The sequence below is a fragment of the Sulfurimonas denitrificans DSM 1251 genome (genome assembly GCF_000012965.1).
Lineage (GTDB): Bacteria > Campylobacterota > Campylobacteria > Campylobacterales > Sulfurimonadaceae > Sulfurimonas > Sulfurimonas denitrificans.
Genome location: NC_007575.1, coordinates 581,639 through 598,224, shown reverse-complemented (window position 1 = coordinate 598,224; position 16,586 = coordinate 581,639). Strand labels below are relative to the sequence as shown.

The window sequence follows — 16,586 nt, the reverse complement described above, 5'->3', positions numbered from 1 at the left end:
GTTATTATTGCGCACTTTATAGGAATAAAATCAATGATAAACTCAAGAAAAATATCAAATCTCTTTAAGTACTTATTTGCAATTCCAAAGAGCATATATGTAAACTTAAGAGTTTTACCTTTAAATCAGGCAATAAAACTGCCTATCATTGTCTCTAATAAAACTAAGCTTATCTCATTGGGTGGAAAAATAAACCTTGGCAAGGTTAAAACAGGGATTATCCGCATAGGTTTTGGCGGAACAGAGCATATTGACTACGCTTATACAAGAACTCTCTTAAAGATAGATGGCGTTGTAACATTTAAAGGCAGAGCAAAAATTGGTTTAGGCTCAAAGTTTATCATAGATAAAGAGGCTACTTTTAGTGCTGGAGAGAGGTTTGGCATAACAGGCGAGACTACAATTTTATGTGCTAAAAAAATAACTATTGGAGATAATGCCAGAATATCGTGGCAATGTATAATTATGGATAGTGACCACCACCCAGTTTTTGATAAAAATTATAGTATTATAAATACTCCAACAGAAGTTAATATTGGCAATAATGTCTGGATAGGGGCTAGATGCTTTATACTGAAAAATACACTTATTGATGATGGCTGCATCATTGCAGCAAATACAACAATTACAAAAAAATTTAGTGGAGTTAAACATAGTGTCATTGGTGGAGATAGCGCTAGAGTCTTAAAAACAGATATAAGATGGTGCAACTGATGAAAATATGTATAGTAAAACTCTCTGCTATGGGAGATGTTATTCACGCTATGGTTGCATTGCAGTTTATAAAAAAAGAGTTGCCTAATGCTCAAATAGATTGGGTAGTTGAGCGCAGTTTTGCAGATGTATTAAAAAACAACCCCCACATTGATAATATTTTAGAAGTAGATTTAAAATCCATAAAAAAACAAAAAAGTAAAATTTTTACTCAACTAAAGATACTCAAAAAATACTCAAAAAACAGTTATGACATCGTTATAGACGCTCAAGGACTTTTAAAATCAGCGATAGTTTCAAAGATTATAGGCGCAAAAGTCATTGCGGGTTTTGATAAAGATTCCATTCGTGAGGGAGTAGCCTCATTTTTTTACGATAAAAAAGTCTCTATAGCATATAGCGCAAATACGATAGACAGAAATGCAACCGTTATCTGTGAACCGTTGGGCATAGAAGTTACAAACGAAAAAATCATAAATAAAGAGAAGTTTCTGTTTTCATCTTCACATGTAAAAAACTTGCCTGAAATCTTTAATCTCTTTGTAATAGGCTCTACATGGGAGAGCAGAAACTACCCAAAAGAGAAGTTCGTAAAAATTGCAGAAGCTCTACATGTAAAAACTTTTATAGTCTGGGGAAGCGAAGAGGAGCACAAAAAGGCTCTTTGGATGCAAGATAAATCAGAGTTTTTACATCTACTGCCTCGTGGCTCTTTGGATGAGCTAAAGTATGTTATCTCTAAATGCTCTCTTCTCATAGGCAATGACACAGGACCAACTCACATGGCGTGGGGATTAAATGTGCCATCAATCACTCTTTTTGGTCCAACTCCACTAAACCGTATATACGTAACACCTATAAATAGAGCTATAAAATCTTCAAGTATCGTAAATCACTACAAACTTGATAAAAATGACTTCTCTATTTGTGATATCAACTCGGATGAAATTATAAAAATAGCAAAGGAACTCTTATCTTGAATCTTTTAGTCCTTACAGCCACCAATGGCTCATACAACAGTATCAGACCAGAGGCTGAGATATATATCTCGCTTCTTAAATTCGGATATAACATAACTATTATGACTGAGAAAGATAGTCAATACGCAAAGAGATTTGAAGAAAATGGCATAAGAGTTATAGATACACACTACAAAAAAAAGATTTCTCCATCTACAATTAAAAAAATCAAAGGGGCGATAAAAGAGTATGACATAGATATACTCTATGCCACAAACTCAAAATCTATCTCAAATGCGACTATCGCTTCAATCGGCACAGATGTAAAACTTATAACATATAGAGGAACAACTGGAGGACTTTACAGACATGATCCAAGTTCGTACCTAAATGCGCTCAATCCTAGAGTTGATGGCGTAATTTGTGTATCTAAAGCAGTTGCACGACATGTAAAAGAGCAGATATTTGACAAATCAAAGAGAGTTGAGGCTATCTATAAGGGGCATGAGCTCTCATGGTATGAGACCTCAAAAATCTCTCTTGAAGAGTTTGGAACAAATCAAGAGAACTTCAATGTAGCCTTTGTGGCAAACGTAAGACCGCATAAAGGGCTTATTTATCTGCTTAAAGCGGCTCATAAACTAGCCTCATATAAGAATATACACATTATTTTAATCGGTCAAAATATCTCCCAAGAACCTTATATGTCAGAGATAAAAAATTGTGGTATGCAAGAGAGAATACATGTAACTGGATACAGAAACGATGCACCGCAAATCATAGCATCGTGTTCTGTTTTAGTTCAAGCATCAACAAGAAAAGAGGGACTCTCTAGAGTTATTTTAGAATCTCTTGCAGCAAACACACCTGTAATCGCCTCTGCGATAGAGGGAAATAGTGAAATAATAGAAGATGAATTTAATGGCTATATAGTTCCAATCAAAGATGCCGATGCAATCGCACAAAAAATTATAGAGCTAAGTACTTCACCACAAAAACTCCAAGAACTCTCAGCTAACTGCGCCGATACTATCGAGAACAAAATGTCGCATAAAACTACTGTTATAGAGTTTGATAAGTTTTTCAAATCAATTTTAAAAAAGATACAAAATGAAATTTGAAGTAATACAAAATGAATATAGTGCACTTTTAAAAGAGATACAAAGCTACTTTAAAAATTCACAAAACTCAATTCACAAAGCGAGAAATGAGATAAAAATCATAGATTTTAAACAAAAAAGCTTAGTTATAAAATCTTTTAAAGTTCCACATCTAATAAATAGAGTTGTTTATACATTTTTTAGAGACTCTAAAGCCAAAAAATCTTACGAAAACAGCGTAAAAATAGCTCAGTTTGTACCAAAACCAATAGGCTTTGTAGAGCTTAAAAAGTCTGGTTTGCTACATGAGAGTTACTTTGTAAGTGAAAATTTTGAATATGACTTTACGATAAGAGAACCTCTTTTGGAGAGTGTTTTTTTAGATAGAGAGAAGATATTTAAAGCGTTTGCAGAGTTCACATTTAAGTTACATGTAGAGGGTATTTTTCATCTTGATTACTCGCCGGGAAATATATTAATAAAAAAAGAGAGTGATGGATATATTTTTAAAATAGTTGATATCAACAGAATGGAGTTTAAACCTCTAAACTTAGATAAACGCCTTAAAAACTTCTCAAAACTCTGGGCGAAAGATGAAGATTTAAAAATCATCATAAAAGAGTACGCTAGACTTTATAAAAGTGATGAAGAGCGCTCAATTAAGATAGCTTTACAATATTCGCAAGCTCACAAAAATAGAAAAAACAGAAAAAAAAGATTGCGAGGAGAAGCAGTTGTTGATTGAAAATATCTCATGCGTTATCATAGTTAAAAATGCCGCTTCTACGCTAGGCTCTACTCTGGACTCTTTAGCCGATTTTCGTGATGTTGTTTTATACGATAATGGCTCAACTGATGAGACTATAGAGATTGCAAAAAAATACAAAAACGTAACCCTTGTAATAGGAGAGTTTTTAGGCTTTGGTCCTACAAAAAATCTAGCCTGCAGTTATGCAAAAAATGAGTGGGTATTCTCACTTGACGCAGATGAAGTTTTATCCGATGAGTTTATAAAAAACATCTCAAATCTTGAACTAAATGATAGAAATATCTACACGATTTTAAGAGAAAACTACTACAAAAGTACGCAAGTCAAACATTGTTGGGGCAATGATATTATCGTTAGATTATTCAATAGGAGCAAAACCAGCTTTAGTGAGGAAAAAGTACATGAAAAAGTCATCGAGGAGGGATTTAAAACCATCCTTATCAGCGGAGCAGTTAAGCACTATCCCTACAATACCATCACAGACTTCATACTTAAACTTGACCGCTACTCTACTATATTTGCACAAGATAATGTCGGTAAAAAAAAATCTAGCCCAAGTAAAGCTTTTTTTAACGCTGCATTTTCATTCTTTAAAACATACTTTTTAAAAAAAGGTTTTCTAGACGGTTATGCGGGTTTGGTTATAGCATTTTCACATATGGCGACAAATTTTTATAAATATATAAAGCTTTATGAACTTAACAAAAAACTTTAACTAATTTTTATCTATTGTTAACTCTTTTTTTATCTCTTCAAATAACTTTTCTCTTTTTTCTTTATCATGTGGAATCACAAAATGTGTTTGTAGAGATTCATCTCCAACACTTTTCCATCTTGCGGGGCTTGAAAAAAGATTGTCTGCAAAAAAAGTCATTGTCGGCGTTCCGACAAGTGAAGCTACATGATAAGTTCCCGTTGATGTTGAGATAAAAAGTTTAAAATTGCTTACAAGTTTTGCGAAATAGACAAGCCCCTCAAGAGAGAAGTAAAAAACTGCATTTACATCAAAGAGCCTATCTTGCATCTCTTCATATAACTCTTTCTCATCAGGTCCAAAAGTTAAAACTACTTGATACTTATCTCTTGTTATAACTTCACGAATTAGTATCTCATACTCATCAAGCGAGAGGTTTGCATCGCTTGAGCCTCCAAAGCCAACATGAAAAGCGAGTATCTCTTTTTCAATATCATTGTTTATACAAAATGTTTTATAGATAGTTTTTGAATCATCAAACGTTAAGAGCGGTTTTTTATACTCTAAACTAATATCGCTAAAGAGAGATTTCGTAAGCTCTAAGTTGTACTCAAACTCTGCCATTTCGACTCTGCTTCTTCTTTGTACTACTCTTTTGTTATAAAAGATTTGAGCTATTTTTGTCGCTGGCGCTATTCGCTTTGGGATTGCTGCAATGAGCTGTGCAAGTGCCACACGAGTATTTGAAAAAAGGGTGACAGAAGCGTCTATTTTTGCTTTTCTTAGCTTAAAAACCAGCTCCCAAAAACTTTTACCATCATCAACAATAACCTCATCTATAAACTCACAAGACTCAGCCAAAGCCCTATTTAGCGGAGCGACACAAACTATAACTCTATTTTTGAGGTTTTGCTGTTTCAAGACATATACAGCGGGGAGTGCGGTTATAAAATCGCCCAGTTTATCGGTTCGTACAACTAAAATATTCATCAATCCTCTCTTACTCTCATAAATGATGCAAACTTTGGTTTGCCCTCTTTCGTAAAACCATAATATTTAAAAGTGACTATTTCACCTATTTTTGGCGGATTTTTTCTATCTTCATCGCTAAAACCGCTCCCTATAAAAAATTCAACCCCACTCTCTACTCTTACATGTAAGCTTCCCATCAGCCCTTTAAACTTACCCTTTCCTTCTTTAATGCCAATCACCTCTGCTTCCATATCATCAGCTTTTTTAACCTTTAACAGATGCTCACTTCTACCCTCAAAGTACTCTCTTGAAGCATCTTTTAACATGACTCCCTCTCCGCCCCTTGAGAGAATCTCTTTTAAAAATAGATCCAAATCTCTCTTTGAGTTACAGATTTTTTGCTCTATAATCTCTACATGTAGAGCTCTCTTTTTTTCTATATGCTCTCTTGCTTTTTCCAAACGCTTTAAAAAATCACCCTTTGCATGAGGGACTTCAAAAATCATATATTTTATCTCGCTCCACTTTTTTGAAGGAGTTTTGTCCATAACTATTGACTGTATATTTTCAAAATCTCCTCTTGAAGTCCAAAGCTCACCATCAAGCTCAAATGGCGGAAGATTTTGCGTAAAAAACTCAGGAGCGTTTATGACTTTATTTTGTCTTGTGAGAAGATTTTTACCATCCCAATAAGCTCTTATACCGTCAAGTTTTTCAGACATTAGATACCCTTTAATATCTTGATTTGTATAGAGAGTGCCCTTTTGAAGAGTCAGAGCACTTGATGAAGTTACAAACAATAGAGTAAAGATTATTAATTTAAACAGGTTTTTCATTGAGCCATTTTATCTTAAAAACGTTATAATTCGCCTTATGAAACAGCCATTTAACTGGGATAACTATTCCGATCAACCATATCCGCTCAAAGACAAAAGTTACAAAAAAAAGATGCGAAAAAATCAGCTTGCCTCTTTAATTAAAACTTTTTTAATATCTTTTGTAATGCTCCCTTTTGCAATCATCATGACACCTTTTGTCAAAAGAAAAAAAATAGCTTCAAGTGATTTTTTCTCTTTAGGTCTAGACTTTGAGAGAGAGCCGCAAGAGACTCTTAAGCTGCTTCAAGAGCTTGAAATAGAGAGAGTTTTACTTAGGATAAAACTCTGGGAAATGGACAAACTTCCACTACTCAAAGAGTTTATACTCCAGTGCAAAGATAAAAAAATAACACTTAAAATTCTTCAAGATAGAGAGCATGTAGAAGATTTGCAACTTTTGCAAAAAGATTTAGAGACTATTTTTAACTCTCTCTCATCACATGTAGATATGTTTGAGATAGGTTCAACTATAAATCGTGCGAAATGGGGATTTTTTAGCGTTGATGAGTATGCTAATTTTTATCAAGTTGCATATAATTTAAAAAAATCTAAATTCAAAGATATAAAATTGATAGGAAGCGGTGTAATAGACTTTGAGTATCACTTTACTTCTCACACGCTTTTTAACTCTCTTGGGTGCCACTTTGATGCTACATCTGCACTTTTATACGTTGATAGACGAGGTGCGCCTGAAAATATGCAAATGGGTTTTACTCTTCAAGATAAAATCTCACTTCTTAGCACTATGGTTTGGCTTAGTCCAAAAAGTGCTCATGAGCTTCATATTACAGAGACAAATTGGCCTATATCTAACACAGCGCCTTACGCACCTACTAGTGAACATGAGTGTGTGAGCGAAGAGTTATATGCGGATTTTATGCTTCGTTATCATCTCTTAACTCTAGCTTCTCAGCAAGTTGATACTCTCTCATGGCACCAACTTATAGCCTCAGGCTATGGACTCGTAGATGCAAGAGATGGGCTTAGAAAAAGAGAAGCATTTGAAGTTTATAAGTACATGTTAAAGAGTCTAAAAGATGCACAATTCTTAAGGCTTGACATAAAACGTGGATACTATATACTTCAATTTTTAATAAACAATCAACTTCTTCAGATTCACTGGTCACTAAAGAAAACAACACTAAAGAGAGAAGATTTTTTTGAAAAAGTGTGCTCTTATGATGGCAAAGAGATAGAAAACGAGACACTTCATATTGGCTCATCACCGCTGTATATCTATATTAAGGATTCATTATCGTGAGAATACTTGTAGTTCTACCAAACTGGTTAGGCGATACTGTTATGGCTACTTCAGCAATAGAGCTTTTAGCCTCACACTACAGAGATGTTAAATTTACTTTTGTTGGAGCTTTTGCTTCAGTAGAAGTGATGAAATATCATCCGCTTTGCGAAAAAATAGTCATAGATGAGACAAAAAAAGCTCCATCTAGAGTTCTTGCTACATATAAACTAGGTCGTGAGTTAGGGAAATTTGATTTAGCAATTACTTTTAGAAAACAGCTACACTCATCGCTACTTCTAAAATTTACGGGCACAGTTTTAACCATAGCAAGAGAGGCATGGCACTCTAAGTTTTTGCTCTCACACACTCCAAACATCCCTAAATATACAAAACATTTAGCTCAGCAGTATGCACAGCTTGCTATGATAAACGTAGATAATTGGAATGGAATAACTCCTCCAAGCAAACTCTATATAGATGCCCTAAAATTTGACAAACCAACACTTGGCATAAATGGCGGAGCGGCGTTTGGAAGCGCAAAACAGTGGTATCCAGAGCGCTTTGCTCAAGTTGCTGCTAACTATAGTAGTGTCTATGACATAATTATTTTAGGTGCGCCAAATGAGATGGAAATTGCAAATAAAATAGAAAAAGAGCTAGTATCGCTTGGCATTAAAAATTATACAAATTTAGCTGGAAAAACATCCATTAAAGAACTTTGTGCAAATATTGGTGCCTGCTCTCTTATGCTCACAAATGACAGCGGTCCTATGCATATTGCAGCTGCCTATCAGATTCCAACAGTTGCTATCATAGGTCCAACAGAGTATAAACAGACATATCCATGGATGAATGAAAAAGGTAAAATAGTAAGACACGATTTGGAGTGTTCTCCCTGTGTTAAGCGGGAGTGCCCTCTAAAACATCATGACTGTATGAAAGGTATAACTTCTGTTGAAGTTATACAAGCCGTAAAAGAGTTAAATCTATAAAGATTAAGTTTTAAAAAAGGAACTTAAATCCAAAACAGATTGAGTCATTGAACTCAACGTCAAAATTTTTATAGTTTGTATCTATATGTCTATATCCAACTCTTAAAAAGCCGTTTTTTATAGCTTCTGCCTCAAGTGTTGCTCGATACTCTAAAAAATTATCTGCTTTATCATAAGAGAGCACCTCGGGAGCAACATATACAGAGCCGCCTAAATAAAACGGAACACTCGAAGTTATAGGCAACTTGTAAAGAGCTCCTATCCCCAATGGAGTTGAAACAAACTCTTTAGTGTGATTTAATTTCAATCCAAGCCCAACTCTAAACTCATGGCTAACATCCCTCTGCATTAAAAAGTTTATCTCTTGATAATCATATATTTTATTTACATCACTATGTTTCTCATCGGCTTTTAGGTATTTTGCCCCTACAAAAATTGTATTTGGCTCAACATTATAATTAAACTGCCCAACATCTAACTTTGCCGCTAATTCTAAATCTGCGTTATTTACATTTATCTCAGCGCTATGCATCGCAAAGGCAGATGCAGCACAAAGCATACTTAGTGATATTTTCTTAAACATGTAAATCTCCTTTTATCTTTTGAATAGTTTTAGTAGTGCTTTTTCCATCTACAAAATCAACTAATTTCAACTCCTGTGCAAATTCTGTACCTATAACACTCTTGCCTTCATAATCACCGCCTTTTACAAGCGTATCTGGCTTTATCATTTTTATAAGTTCATAAGGTGTGTCATCTTCAAAAGGCACAACAAAATCTACTGCTTCAAGAGCCGCTAAAAGGTAAGCTCTATCTTCTGCAATATTCACAGGTCTGCTTGGTCCCTTTAATCTTGTAACAGAAGTATCAGAGTTTAAGCCGACTATCAAAACATCTCCAAAACTCTTAGCAATCTGTAAGTACTTTACGTGACCTACATGTAAGATATCAAAGCACCCGTTTGTAAAAACAACCTTTTTCCCACTCTCTTTATAGCGTTTTACTATCGCTTCTATCTCTTCAAAACCCTTTATATGAGCATCTGAGGTGCTTTTATGAAGAGAGGCTTCATACTCCTCTATCTCACTTATGCTAACAGTTGCAGAGCCAATCTTGCCAACTACAACACCAGCTGCAAGATTTGCAAATTTGGCGCTCTCTTCTATGCTCTTACCCGCACTTATCGCAAATGCTATTGAAGCAATTACCGTATCTCCCGCTCCTGTTACATCAAAAACTTCTTTTGCAACTGTAGGAAAAATCTTCATCTCATCATCATAAATGGCGACGCCATCCTCTGATAGAGTTATGAGAGAAATGGCTAAATTTGCATCTTTTTTCATCTTCAAGAGTGCTTCTTTTAGGCTCTGCTTATCTTTTATGTCTATTTTTGTAGCTTGTATCGCCTCTTTTTTATTAGGGGTTAAAAGATAAGCACCACTATATTTGCTATAGTCACTCCCTTTTGGATCTACTAAAACTTTTATGCCATTTTTACTACATGTAGAGATGACTCCTTGACAAAGCTCTTTAGTTAAAACGCCCTTGGAATAATCTGACAATACAACAGCATCATATCTTGAAATATCTTTGGCTAGTGAGTTTAAAATTACTTCTATGGAAGATTTACTAATCTCTTCTTTGCTCTCTTTGTCATATCTTAGTATCTGTTGTGAAGCGGCTATTACACGACTTTTTTTAGAAGTTTTTCTCCCCTCTTGAATAACTATATTATCTACATTCACATCAATTTCTCTTAGTAGCTTCAGTAGTTCGACACCATTTTCATCATTGCCAATTACACCACTAACACTTACCTTTGCTCCAAGAGCCACAAGGTTATTTACTACATTGCCTCCGCCGCCAAGTACAGTAGTCTCTTTCGAAATATCCACAATTTGCACAGGAGCCTCAGGCGAGATTCTCTCACAATTCCCCCATAGATAATGGTCTATCATCAAATCACCAATAACTAAAATACGGGGAGTAAAACTTTTTAATATTTTCATTTTTCAACTTCTTGATTATAAATTCTTCTTATTTCATTTGCGTAAGCTCTAATCCCATCTTCTAACTCAAATCTGCTCTCATAACCCAAAACCTCTTTTGTTGAAGAGATGTCCGCTTCTGTGTGAAACTGATAACTTCCAATAAATGGATTTGGAATATACTCACATGTAAGATTAGTTCCAAGTTCACTTTGCAAAATATCTACTATATCTTGAAAGCTCCTTGCTTTGCCCGTTCCTACATTAAAAATACCACTTCTCTTTGGCTGCATCGCTTTAATATTTGCAAAAATAACATCTTCTATATATATAAAATCGCGAAGAATCTTATCACTACTCTCAAAAAGAGTGGGATTTTTGCCAGATAACATCTGATGAGCAAACTGTAAAACCATAGAAGCGGTGGAGTTTTTAAAATATTCTCTTGCGCCATAAACATTAAAATATCTAAGCCCAACTATAGAAATCGTACTTTTTTTCATAAACTCACGGCTTAAATTATCCATGCAAAGTTTAGAAAAACCATAAACATTTTGCGGTGCTTCATACCCCACTCTTTGAGGAGATTCTGCATTGCCATATGTTGCAGCTGAGGATGCATAAATCATATTTGCACCATGTTTTTGGGCAAGAAGAAGCAAGTCCTCATAAGCATTAACGTTTGTTTTTATCATCAAATCTTGCTCTTGTGCCGTAGTATCAGAGATAGCAGCTTCATGAAAAATATAATCAAACTTATACTCTTTCTCTAAACTATTAAGTAACTCTTTATCATTAATATCACCGCTTATCACTTTTCCTAAAAAACCAATCAAATTTTTAAAATGTCCAAAACTTTTAAGATTACCATTTGAGAGAGTCTCTTTGCTTCTAAAACTATCTAAAATAACAACTTTAGCATCTGGATGGTTCTCTTGAAAATAAAATGCTAAATTTGAACCAATAAAACCAGCACCCCCTGTTATAAGGATAGTCTTATCTTTTAAATCATCATCAATGTATCTCATTTGTATCCCATAGCCTCTAAAGTTTAACAAAATAATAACAGATAATCTATTAACAAGTATTTAAGAGTAAAGTTACTATAATTTGCCCGAAATTAAAAATCAAAGGGATTAAAATGAAAAAAATTGTATTATCAATCGTTGCTTTAACTGCAACAACTGCTCTAATGGCTGGTGTTGCTGCTGGCGCATGTCAAGGATGCCATGGTGCTGATTGGACAAAACCTGCTTTAGGAAAATCTAAAAACGTTGCTGAGATGACTCATGCGGATATCGCTACTTCTCTTAAAGGCTATAAAGATGGCAGTTACGGCGGAGCAATGAAAGGTCTTATGAAAGGTCAAGTTGCTAAGTACTCTGATGCTGAATTAGAAGAATTTGCACAAACTATTGGTAAATAATTTATCAGAATTGCCTCTTTAGGCAATTCAACTCTCTACTCTGGCTTATAACTCTTTTTTAAATTTTCTTTTTTCTGTTCTCTTTTTATAGCATCGTTAAGCTCATCTTCACCATCAAATTTAGCAGCATTTAAAAATTTCTCTTCATCATCAAATTGACCATTTTTTATTGCCCATAAAAATGCAAAAAGTGCAATTGCGCCTAAAAACAGAGAGGCTCCAAGCATCATGGCTATTACCCAACTATCCATATCTAACCCCTATTCCATTTATATTTTATTCGCAGAGAATTACCAACAACCAATAGTGAACTAACCGACATAGAGATAGCAGCAACAAGTGGTATAACATAACCTGCCATAGCAAGAGGGATTGTTAGAGCATTATAGATTAATGATAGTGCTAGATTTTGTTTTATCAGCCCAAACGTTGTACGACTAATTTTTAGAGCCTCTTCTAATGATTTTATAGAACTATTTAAAAGAACAACATCTCCTACTTCAACAGCTATATCGCTTCCACTTCCCATTACTATACCAATATCAGCTGACGCTAGAGCTAAGATATCATTTATTCCATCTCCAACCATAACAACATTTTTTTTATTTTTAGATAAAGTGCTTATATACTCTGCTTTACTTTGAGGTGTCTGCTCGTAAAAGATAGTTTTGATACCTACCTTTTGAGCAACTCTCTTTGCAATATTTTCATTATCTCCTGTAAGCATTACAACATCTATATTCATCTTGTGCATACGATTTACAAACTCTTTAACACCATCTTTCACTCTATCTTCTAGTTCATAAATTGCCACTACCTGCTTATCTATTGCAAAATAAAAAAGTGTTCCTTGCGTAAAAAAATCTATCTCAATTTTGTTCTCATCAAGCAACTTTTTATTTCCACCCAGAAGTTCTATTTTACCAAGCTTAGCTTTTATACCGAGTGCTGGAAGTTGAGCAAACTCATCAAATACAATATCGCAAATATACTCACTGTTTTTTAGATAATTTGCTATACCTTTTGCAACTGGATGCTTTGAAGATGAGACAAGAGAGTAGAGTAGTTTTTTATCAAACTCTTCTAAAATATGCTCTTTTACAACCTCTGGCTTTCCTACTGTTATAGTTCCCGTTTTATCCAAAACAAGAGTATCTGTTTTTGCCATTATTTCTAACCCTGCTGCTTCTTTAAAAAGAACTCCTCTTGAAGCACCAAGCCCTAATCCAACAAGAGTAGCAACAGGAGTTGCTAGCGCTAACGCACAAGGACATGCGATAATAATGACAGATATAGCAATCATCAAAGAAGTTTCAAAGTTATTGGTCCAAAACCACCATCCAAATAGTGTTAGTACCGATAGAGCTAAGATAACTGATGAAAAATGTTCAGACAATCTATTTGCCATCTGCTGAATTTTTGGTTTTTTATTTATTGCAGATTCTAAAAGCTTTACAATATTGGAGAGTGTTGAGTGTTTAAAATCTTTACTAGCTCTAAAATTTATATCAGCATCAATACTAAGAGTACCACTAATCACACTCATGCCTACACTTTTATATATAGGCTCACTCTCTCCCGTAAGATTTGATTCATCAAATGAACCGCCTCCTTTGATAATCTCTCCATCAAGTAAAACTCTCTCTCCGCTAGAGACGATTACTATATCTCCAATACCAACATCATCAAGTTTTACATTAACTATTCTGTTTTCTTTTAAAATTTTTACTTCACTTGGGATACTACTTGCAATTTTATCAAGCGTGTCAGCCGCATTTTTTTTACTGAGCACTTCTAAAAATTTACCAATTAAAACAAATGTAATAATCATGCTCACAGAGTCAAAGTAGGCTTCTCCTCTTTGTATAATTGTGATGTATAAAGAGTACATGTAAGTTAGTGTAGCTCCAGTGGCTACCAACATATCCATGTTTACAACTCTATTTTTATAACCATAATAGGCACCTCTAAAAAAGACCCAACCACTATAAAAAAGAACAGGAGTAGCGAGTACTCCCTCTGCAATATTTAGTATTGTTTTTACATCTTGAGTAATTCCGCTAAAATAGCCAGCATATTGTGCAACTGCAATCCACATCGTATTCATAGAAGCAAAAATAGCAACTGCCATTTTTAAGTAGTAAGATTTTCTCTCTTTATTGGCGTGAAGTTCTTGTGCTGATGAGTCATAAGCAAATGCGTTATAACCAATTGAACGGATTGTATCTATTATATTTGATAATTTTACAATATCATCCGCCCATACTATTATGGCTTTGTTATTTGTAAAATTTATATTTACCTCAATAACCCCATCCATATTGTGCAGTACTTTTTCATTTAACCAGACACAAGCCGAACAGTGAATCCCCTCTATTACTAAAGAGACTTCACAAAAGCCATCGCTATTTTTTTTTACAAATTTATCATAAAAAGATTGACTATCAAAACTAGAGGAATCTTTAAGATTTTGATTCTGCAGAGACAACTCAATATCTTTACTTTTTTCATAAAAACTCTCAAGTCCTTTATCTTGTAATAGATAAAAAACACCTTGACAACCGCTGCAGCAAAAGTAACGAATAAGAGTCTGTGAAGCAGAACTCTCTTTAGAAGAGCTCTGTACTTCTTTAATCATTACAGACTCTTCAAATTTTATATTACAATGAGAGCAAGCAACTTTAGAGGACAACTTCAAATTTTCCAAATTTTTTATTTTTATATATTTTTTGCCAAGGTTCTACATGTCCACTCATACATATATATACCCCATTTTCTTTAAGCGCTTTTGCAAATCCAATAGCCATTCCTAAGTTTAAGCTAGCTTCTATATTATCAATTTCAAATGGTCTCATAGACCCAACAAATACAATTTTTCTATCATCAAAAACCTCGGATAAGAACTCTGCACTCAGAAGCATAGTATCAGTCCCATGAACGATTATAAAGGTATCATCACTTGACTCCATAATAATATGAGCTATTCTTTTTCTATCATCCATATTCATATCTAAGCTGTCTTTATAAACTACACCAGCCAAATCATATTTAAATTCAACACTTTTTAGAATCTCTTCAATTACACTGTTGTTATAAGGTATCTCCAACTCTCCGTTTAAAGAGTTATATTTTTTGTTAAATGTTCCACCACTATTTAATATTAGCACTTTTATACCTCTCTTAAATTTGAAATAATTTTTGTTGCTTTAGACTCTTTACAAATACCTTTTTCATCAAAGAAATAGCTCTCTTTTATTCCTGAAGCAAGAGCAGCCTCAATATCTCTCTCTTTATCTCCAACTAAAATAGAGTTTTGTAAATCTATATCGAACTCTTTTTTTGCCTCAAGCAGCATTCCAGCTTTTGGTTTTCTGCAACTACACTCTCCAGATATTTCAGGATGGTGAGGACAGAAGTAAACTTTTTTTATAATTACACCTCGATTTAAAAACTCTTTCATCATCCATGAAGTTAAAACATCAAAATCTTCTTGAGTATAAAAACCTCTGGCAATTCCCGACTGATTTGTAACAACAAATATTAAATATCCTCTATCTTGATACTTTTTACAAAGTTCAAATATACCATCAATAAAGACAAAATCTTCAATTTTAATAAGGTAGTTAATCTCAACATTTATAACGCCATCTCTATCTAAAAAAAGTGCTCTATTCATAAGATACTAGTTAACACCATCTCCAAAAATCTCTTTTTCTATAATGTCACAAATTATATGTCCAATAAGTATATGCGACTCTTGAATTCTAGGAGTTGAATCAGATGGAACAACTAAAGCAACATCTGCCATCTTAGCCATCTCTCCGCCATCTCGCCCAACTAATGCAACAGTTGTTATCCCTTTTTTCTTTGCACTAATAAACGCATTTATTATATTTTTAGAGTTGCCTGAGGTTGATATGCCTATAAATATATCCCCCGCTTGCCCCATCCCTTCTAATTGACGAGAAAACACATTATCATATCCATAATCATTACCAATCGCAGTTAAGCATGAGGTGTCTGTTGTTAATGCTAAAGAAGGAATAGAGGGCCTATCAAAGCCATATCTTCCAACTAACTCTGCTGCAATATGCTGAGCATCGGCAGCACTCCCACCATTCCCAGCTAAAATAGTTTTTTTATCACCCCTATATAAAGCTACGCAAAGTTTTGAAACCTCTTCAATCTTGTTAATTAAATTTTCGTTCTCATAAATAGTTTGTTTTATCTCAAATGATTTTTTGATTTGCTCTTTAATATATTTTTTCACATAACATCCTAAAATAGTATGCAAAATGATACCATATTATCAATTTTTAAAGTGCCATTATTTTGGCTTAATTATAAAAAAATGCCAATTATAAAAACAAATACAATTTTCTAAAGTTCTTAGAATATTGAGTTTAATTACAATAGAATTTACAAAGTCAAACAGATAAAAGAAAAAATTTAAATAACTACATAAAAGAATTAAAACTGCCCTAAAGAGTAAAAATCCACTTAATCAAGTGTTGCACTTAATATTAAAATTGATGAATGGGAATTACTACATGTAAATACCTAATAAAATTAAAATCAACGAAGTGCTTTAGCAAAAAGAATTAAAGAATTAAAGAATTAAAACAGTAAATGAATAAAGTTTATAAAAGAGTTAGACTAGAATTAAAAAGTGGATTTGATTGAAGTTAAAGAAGTGTTGGTAAGTAGTAGAAATGATCAACTAGGCAGCGACCTACATTTCCAATCCTGCAAGGATCAGTATTATCAGCGATGAGAGGCTTAGCTTCTGGGTTCGGAATGGGGCCAGGCGTTTCCCTCTCTCTATAGCCACCTAGACAATCACATTTAAAT

Annotated in this window: 18 protein-coding genes and 1 rRNA gene; 8 read left to right on the top strand and 11 right to left on the bottom strand. The window is 34.0% G+C overall.

Translation table 11 applies throughout. From position 1 onward, the window contains the following. Positions 1–33 precede the first annotated feature (33 nt). Genes SUDEN_RS03085 through SUDEN_RS03065 form a run of 5 tightly spaced genes read left to right on the top strand, consistent with a single transcriptional unit; the run spans position 34 to position 4,257 of the window. Positions 34–714, top strand: a complete 681-nt coding sequence (locus SUDEN_RS03085) for an acyltransferase (RefSeq protein ID WP_041672184.1) — start codon at positions 34–36, stop codon at positions 712–714. Further along, positions 714–1,694: a lipopolysaccharide heptosyltransferase I gene (gene waaC, locus SUDEN_RS03080; protein WP_011372222.1), complete on the top strand. Its 981-nt coding sequence runs from the start codon at positions 714–716 to the stop codon at positions 1,692–1,694. Before SUDEN_RS03085 ends, waaC begins: the two co-directional genes overlap by 1 nt. Beyond that, a complete protein-coding gene (locus SUDEN_RS03075) occupies positions 1,691–2,794 on the top strand; it encodes a glycosyltransferase family 4 protein (RefSeq protein WP_011372221.1) in 1,104 nt (367 codons plus the stop codon). The genes waaC and SUDEN_RS03075 overlap by 4 nt, the downstream gene beginning before the upstream one ends. After that, entirely contained in the window at positions 2,784–3,518 is a 735-nt protein-coding gene (locus tag SUDEN_RS03070; protein WP_011372220.1) for a hypothetical protein, read from the top strand. Before SUDEN_RS03075 ends, SUDEN_RS03070 begins: the two co-directional genes overlap by 11 nt. Further along, on the top strand, positions 3,508–4,257 hold the full coding sequence (locus SUDEN_RS03065) for a glycosyltransferase family 2 protein (RefSeq protein ID WP_011372219.1): 750 nt from the start codon (positions 3,508–3,510) through the stop codon (positions 4,255–4,257). Before SUDEN_RS03070 ends, SUDEN_RS03065 begins: the two co-directional genes overlap by 11 nt. Here the strand turns inward: SUDEN_RS03065 and SUDEN_RS03060 are convergent, their stop codons facing one another. Both SUDEN_RS03060 and SUDEN_RS03055 read right to left on the bottom strand, forming a co-directional pair. Further along, positions 4,258–5,226, bottom strand: coding sequence for a glycosyltransferase family 9 protein (locus tag SUDEN_RS03060; RefSeq protein ID WP_011372218.1), 969 nt, complete (start codon positions 5,224–5,226; stop codon positions 4,258–4,260). Continuing rightward, positions 5,226–6,044, bottom strand: coding sequence for a DNA ligase (locus SUDEN_RS03055; protein WP_011372217.1), 819 nt, complete (start codon positions 6,042–6,044; stop codon positions 5,226–5,228). Before SUDEN_RS03055 ends, SUDEN_RS03060 begins: the two co-directional genes overlap by 1 nt. Positions 6,045–6,156: 112 nt before the next feature. Here SUDEN_RS03055 and SUDEN_RS03050 point away from each other — a divergent pair, with 112 nt between their 5' ends. After that, positions 6,157–7,347, top strand: coding sequence for a glycosyl hydrolase (locus tag SUDEN_RS03050; RefSeq protein WP_238374821.1), 1,191 nt, complete (start codon positions 6,157–6,159; stop codon positions 7,345–7,347). Next, complete coding sequence (gene waaF, locus SUDEN_RS03045; RefSeq protein ID WP_011372215.1) at positions 7,344–8,321, top strand: lipopolysaccharide heptosyltransferase II; 978 nt, start codon at positions 7,344–7,346, stop codon at positions 8,319–8,321. Before SUDEN_RS03050 ends, waaF begins: the two co-directional genes overlap by 4 nt. Before the next feature lie 10 nt (positions 8,322–8,331). On the opposite strand, the gene SUDEN_RS03040 is transcribed toward waaF, so the two are convergent. The 3 genes from SUDEN_RS03040 to rfaD are packed head-to-tail and all read right to left on the bottom strand — an operon-like array spanning position 8,332 to position 11,337. Beyond that, entirely contained in the window at positions 8,332–8,904 is a 573-nt protein-coding gene (locus tag SUDEN_RS03040; RefSeq protein WP_011372214.1) for a YfaZ family outer membrane protein, read from the bottom strand. Further along, positions 8,897–10,330 carry a D-glycero-beta-D-manno-heptose-7-phosphate kinase gene (rfaE1, locus tag SUDEN_RS03035; protein WP_011372213.1) on the bottom strand — a complete coding sequence of 478 codons (1,434 nt, stop codon included), beginning with the start codon at positions 10,328–10,330 and terminating at the stop codon, positions 8,897–8,899. Before rfaE1 ends, SUDEN_RS03040 begins: the two co-directional genes overlap by 8 nt. Next, on the bottom strand, positions 10,327–11,337 hold the full coding sequence (gene rfaD / locus SUDEN_RS03030) for an ADP-glyceromanno-heptose 6-epimerase (protein ID WP_011372212.1): 1,011 nt from the start codon (positions 11,335–11,337) through the stop codon (positions 10,327–10,329). Before rfaD ends, rfaE1 begins: the two co-directional genes overlap by 4 nt. Before the next feature lie 113 nt (positions 11,338–11,450). Between rfaD and SUDEN_RS03025 the strand changes: the two genes are divergently transcribed. Next, on the top strand, positions 11,451–11,735 hold the full coding sequence (locus SUDEN_RS03025; RefSeq protein ID WP_011372211.1) for a c-type cytochrome: 285 nt from the start codon (positions 11,451–11,453) through the stop codon (positions 11,733–11,735). Positions 11,736–11,770: 35 nt separating this feature from the next. Here SUDEN_RS03025 and ccoS read toward each other — a convergent pair whose 3' ends face one another. From ccoS to rrf, 6 genes are all read right to left on the bottom strand, one after another. Then, entirely contained in the window at positions 11,771–11,986 is a 216-nt protein-coding gene (gene ccoS / locus SUDEN_RS03020; RefSeq protein WP_011372210.1) for a cbb3-type cytochrome oxidase assembly protein CcoS, read from the bottom strand. Positions 11,987–11,988: 2 nt separating this feature from the next. Continuing rightward, the gene (locus SUDEN_RS03015; protein WP_011372209.1) at positions 11,989–14,442 is read right to left on the bottom strand and encodes a heavy metal translocating P-type ATPase; all 2,454 of its coding nucleotides are present in this window, start codon (positions 14,440–14,442) and stop codon (positions 11,989–11,991) included. Further along, positions 14,417–14,902 (bottom strand): asparaginase domain-containing protein, encoded by a 486-nt coding sequence (locus tag SUDEN_RS03010; protein WP_011372208.1) that lies wholly within the window; start codon positions 14,900–14,902, stop codon positions 14,417–14,419. The genes SUDEN_RS03015 and SUDEN_RS03010 overlap by 26 nt, the downstream gene beginning before the upstream one ends. Before the next feature lie 2 nt (positions 14,903–14,904). Next, positions 14,905–15,411 (bottom strand): D-glycero-beta-D-manno-heptose 1,7-bisphosphate 7-phosphatase, encoded by a 507-nt coding sequence (gene gmhB, locus SUDEN_RS03005; RefSeq protein WP_011372207.1) that lies wholly within the window; start codon positions 15,409–15,411, stop codon positions 14,905–14,907. 6 nt (positions 15,412–15,417) lie between these two features. Continuing rightward, complete coding sequence (locus SUDEN_RS03000) at positions 15,418–16,005, bottom strand: D-sedoheptulose-7-phosphate isomerase (protein WP_011372206.1); 588 nt, start codon at positions 16,003–16,005, stop codon at positions 15,418–15,420. Between the two features lie 449 nt (positions 16,006–16,454). After that, positions 16,455–16,570: ribosomal RNA gene (rrf, locus tag SUDEN_RS02995) — 5S ribosomal RNA — on the bottom strand. Between the last annotated feature and the right edge of the window lie 16 nt (positions 16,571–16,586).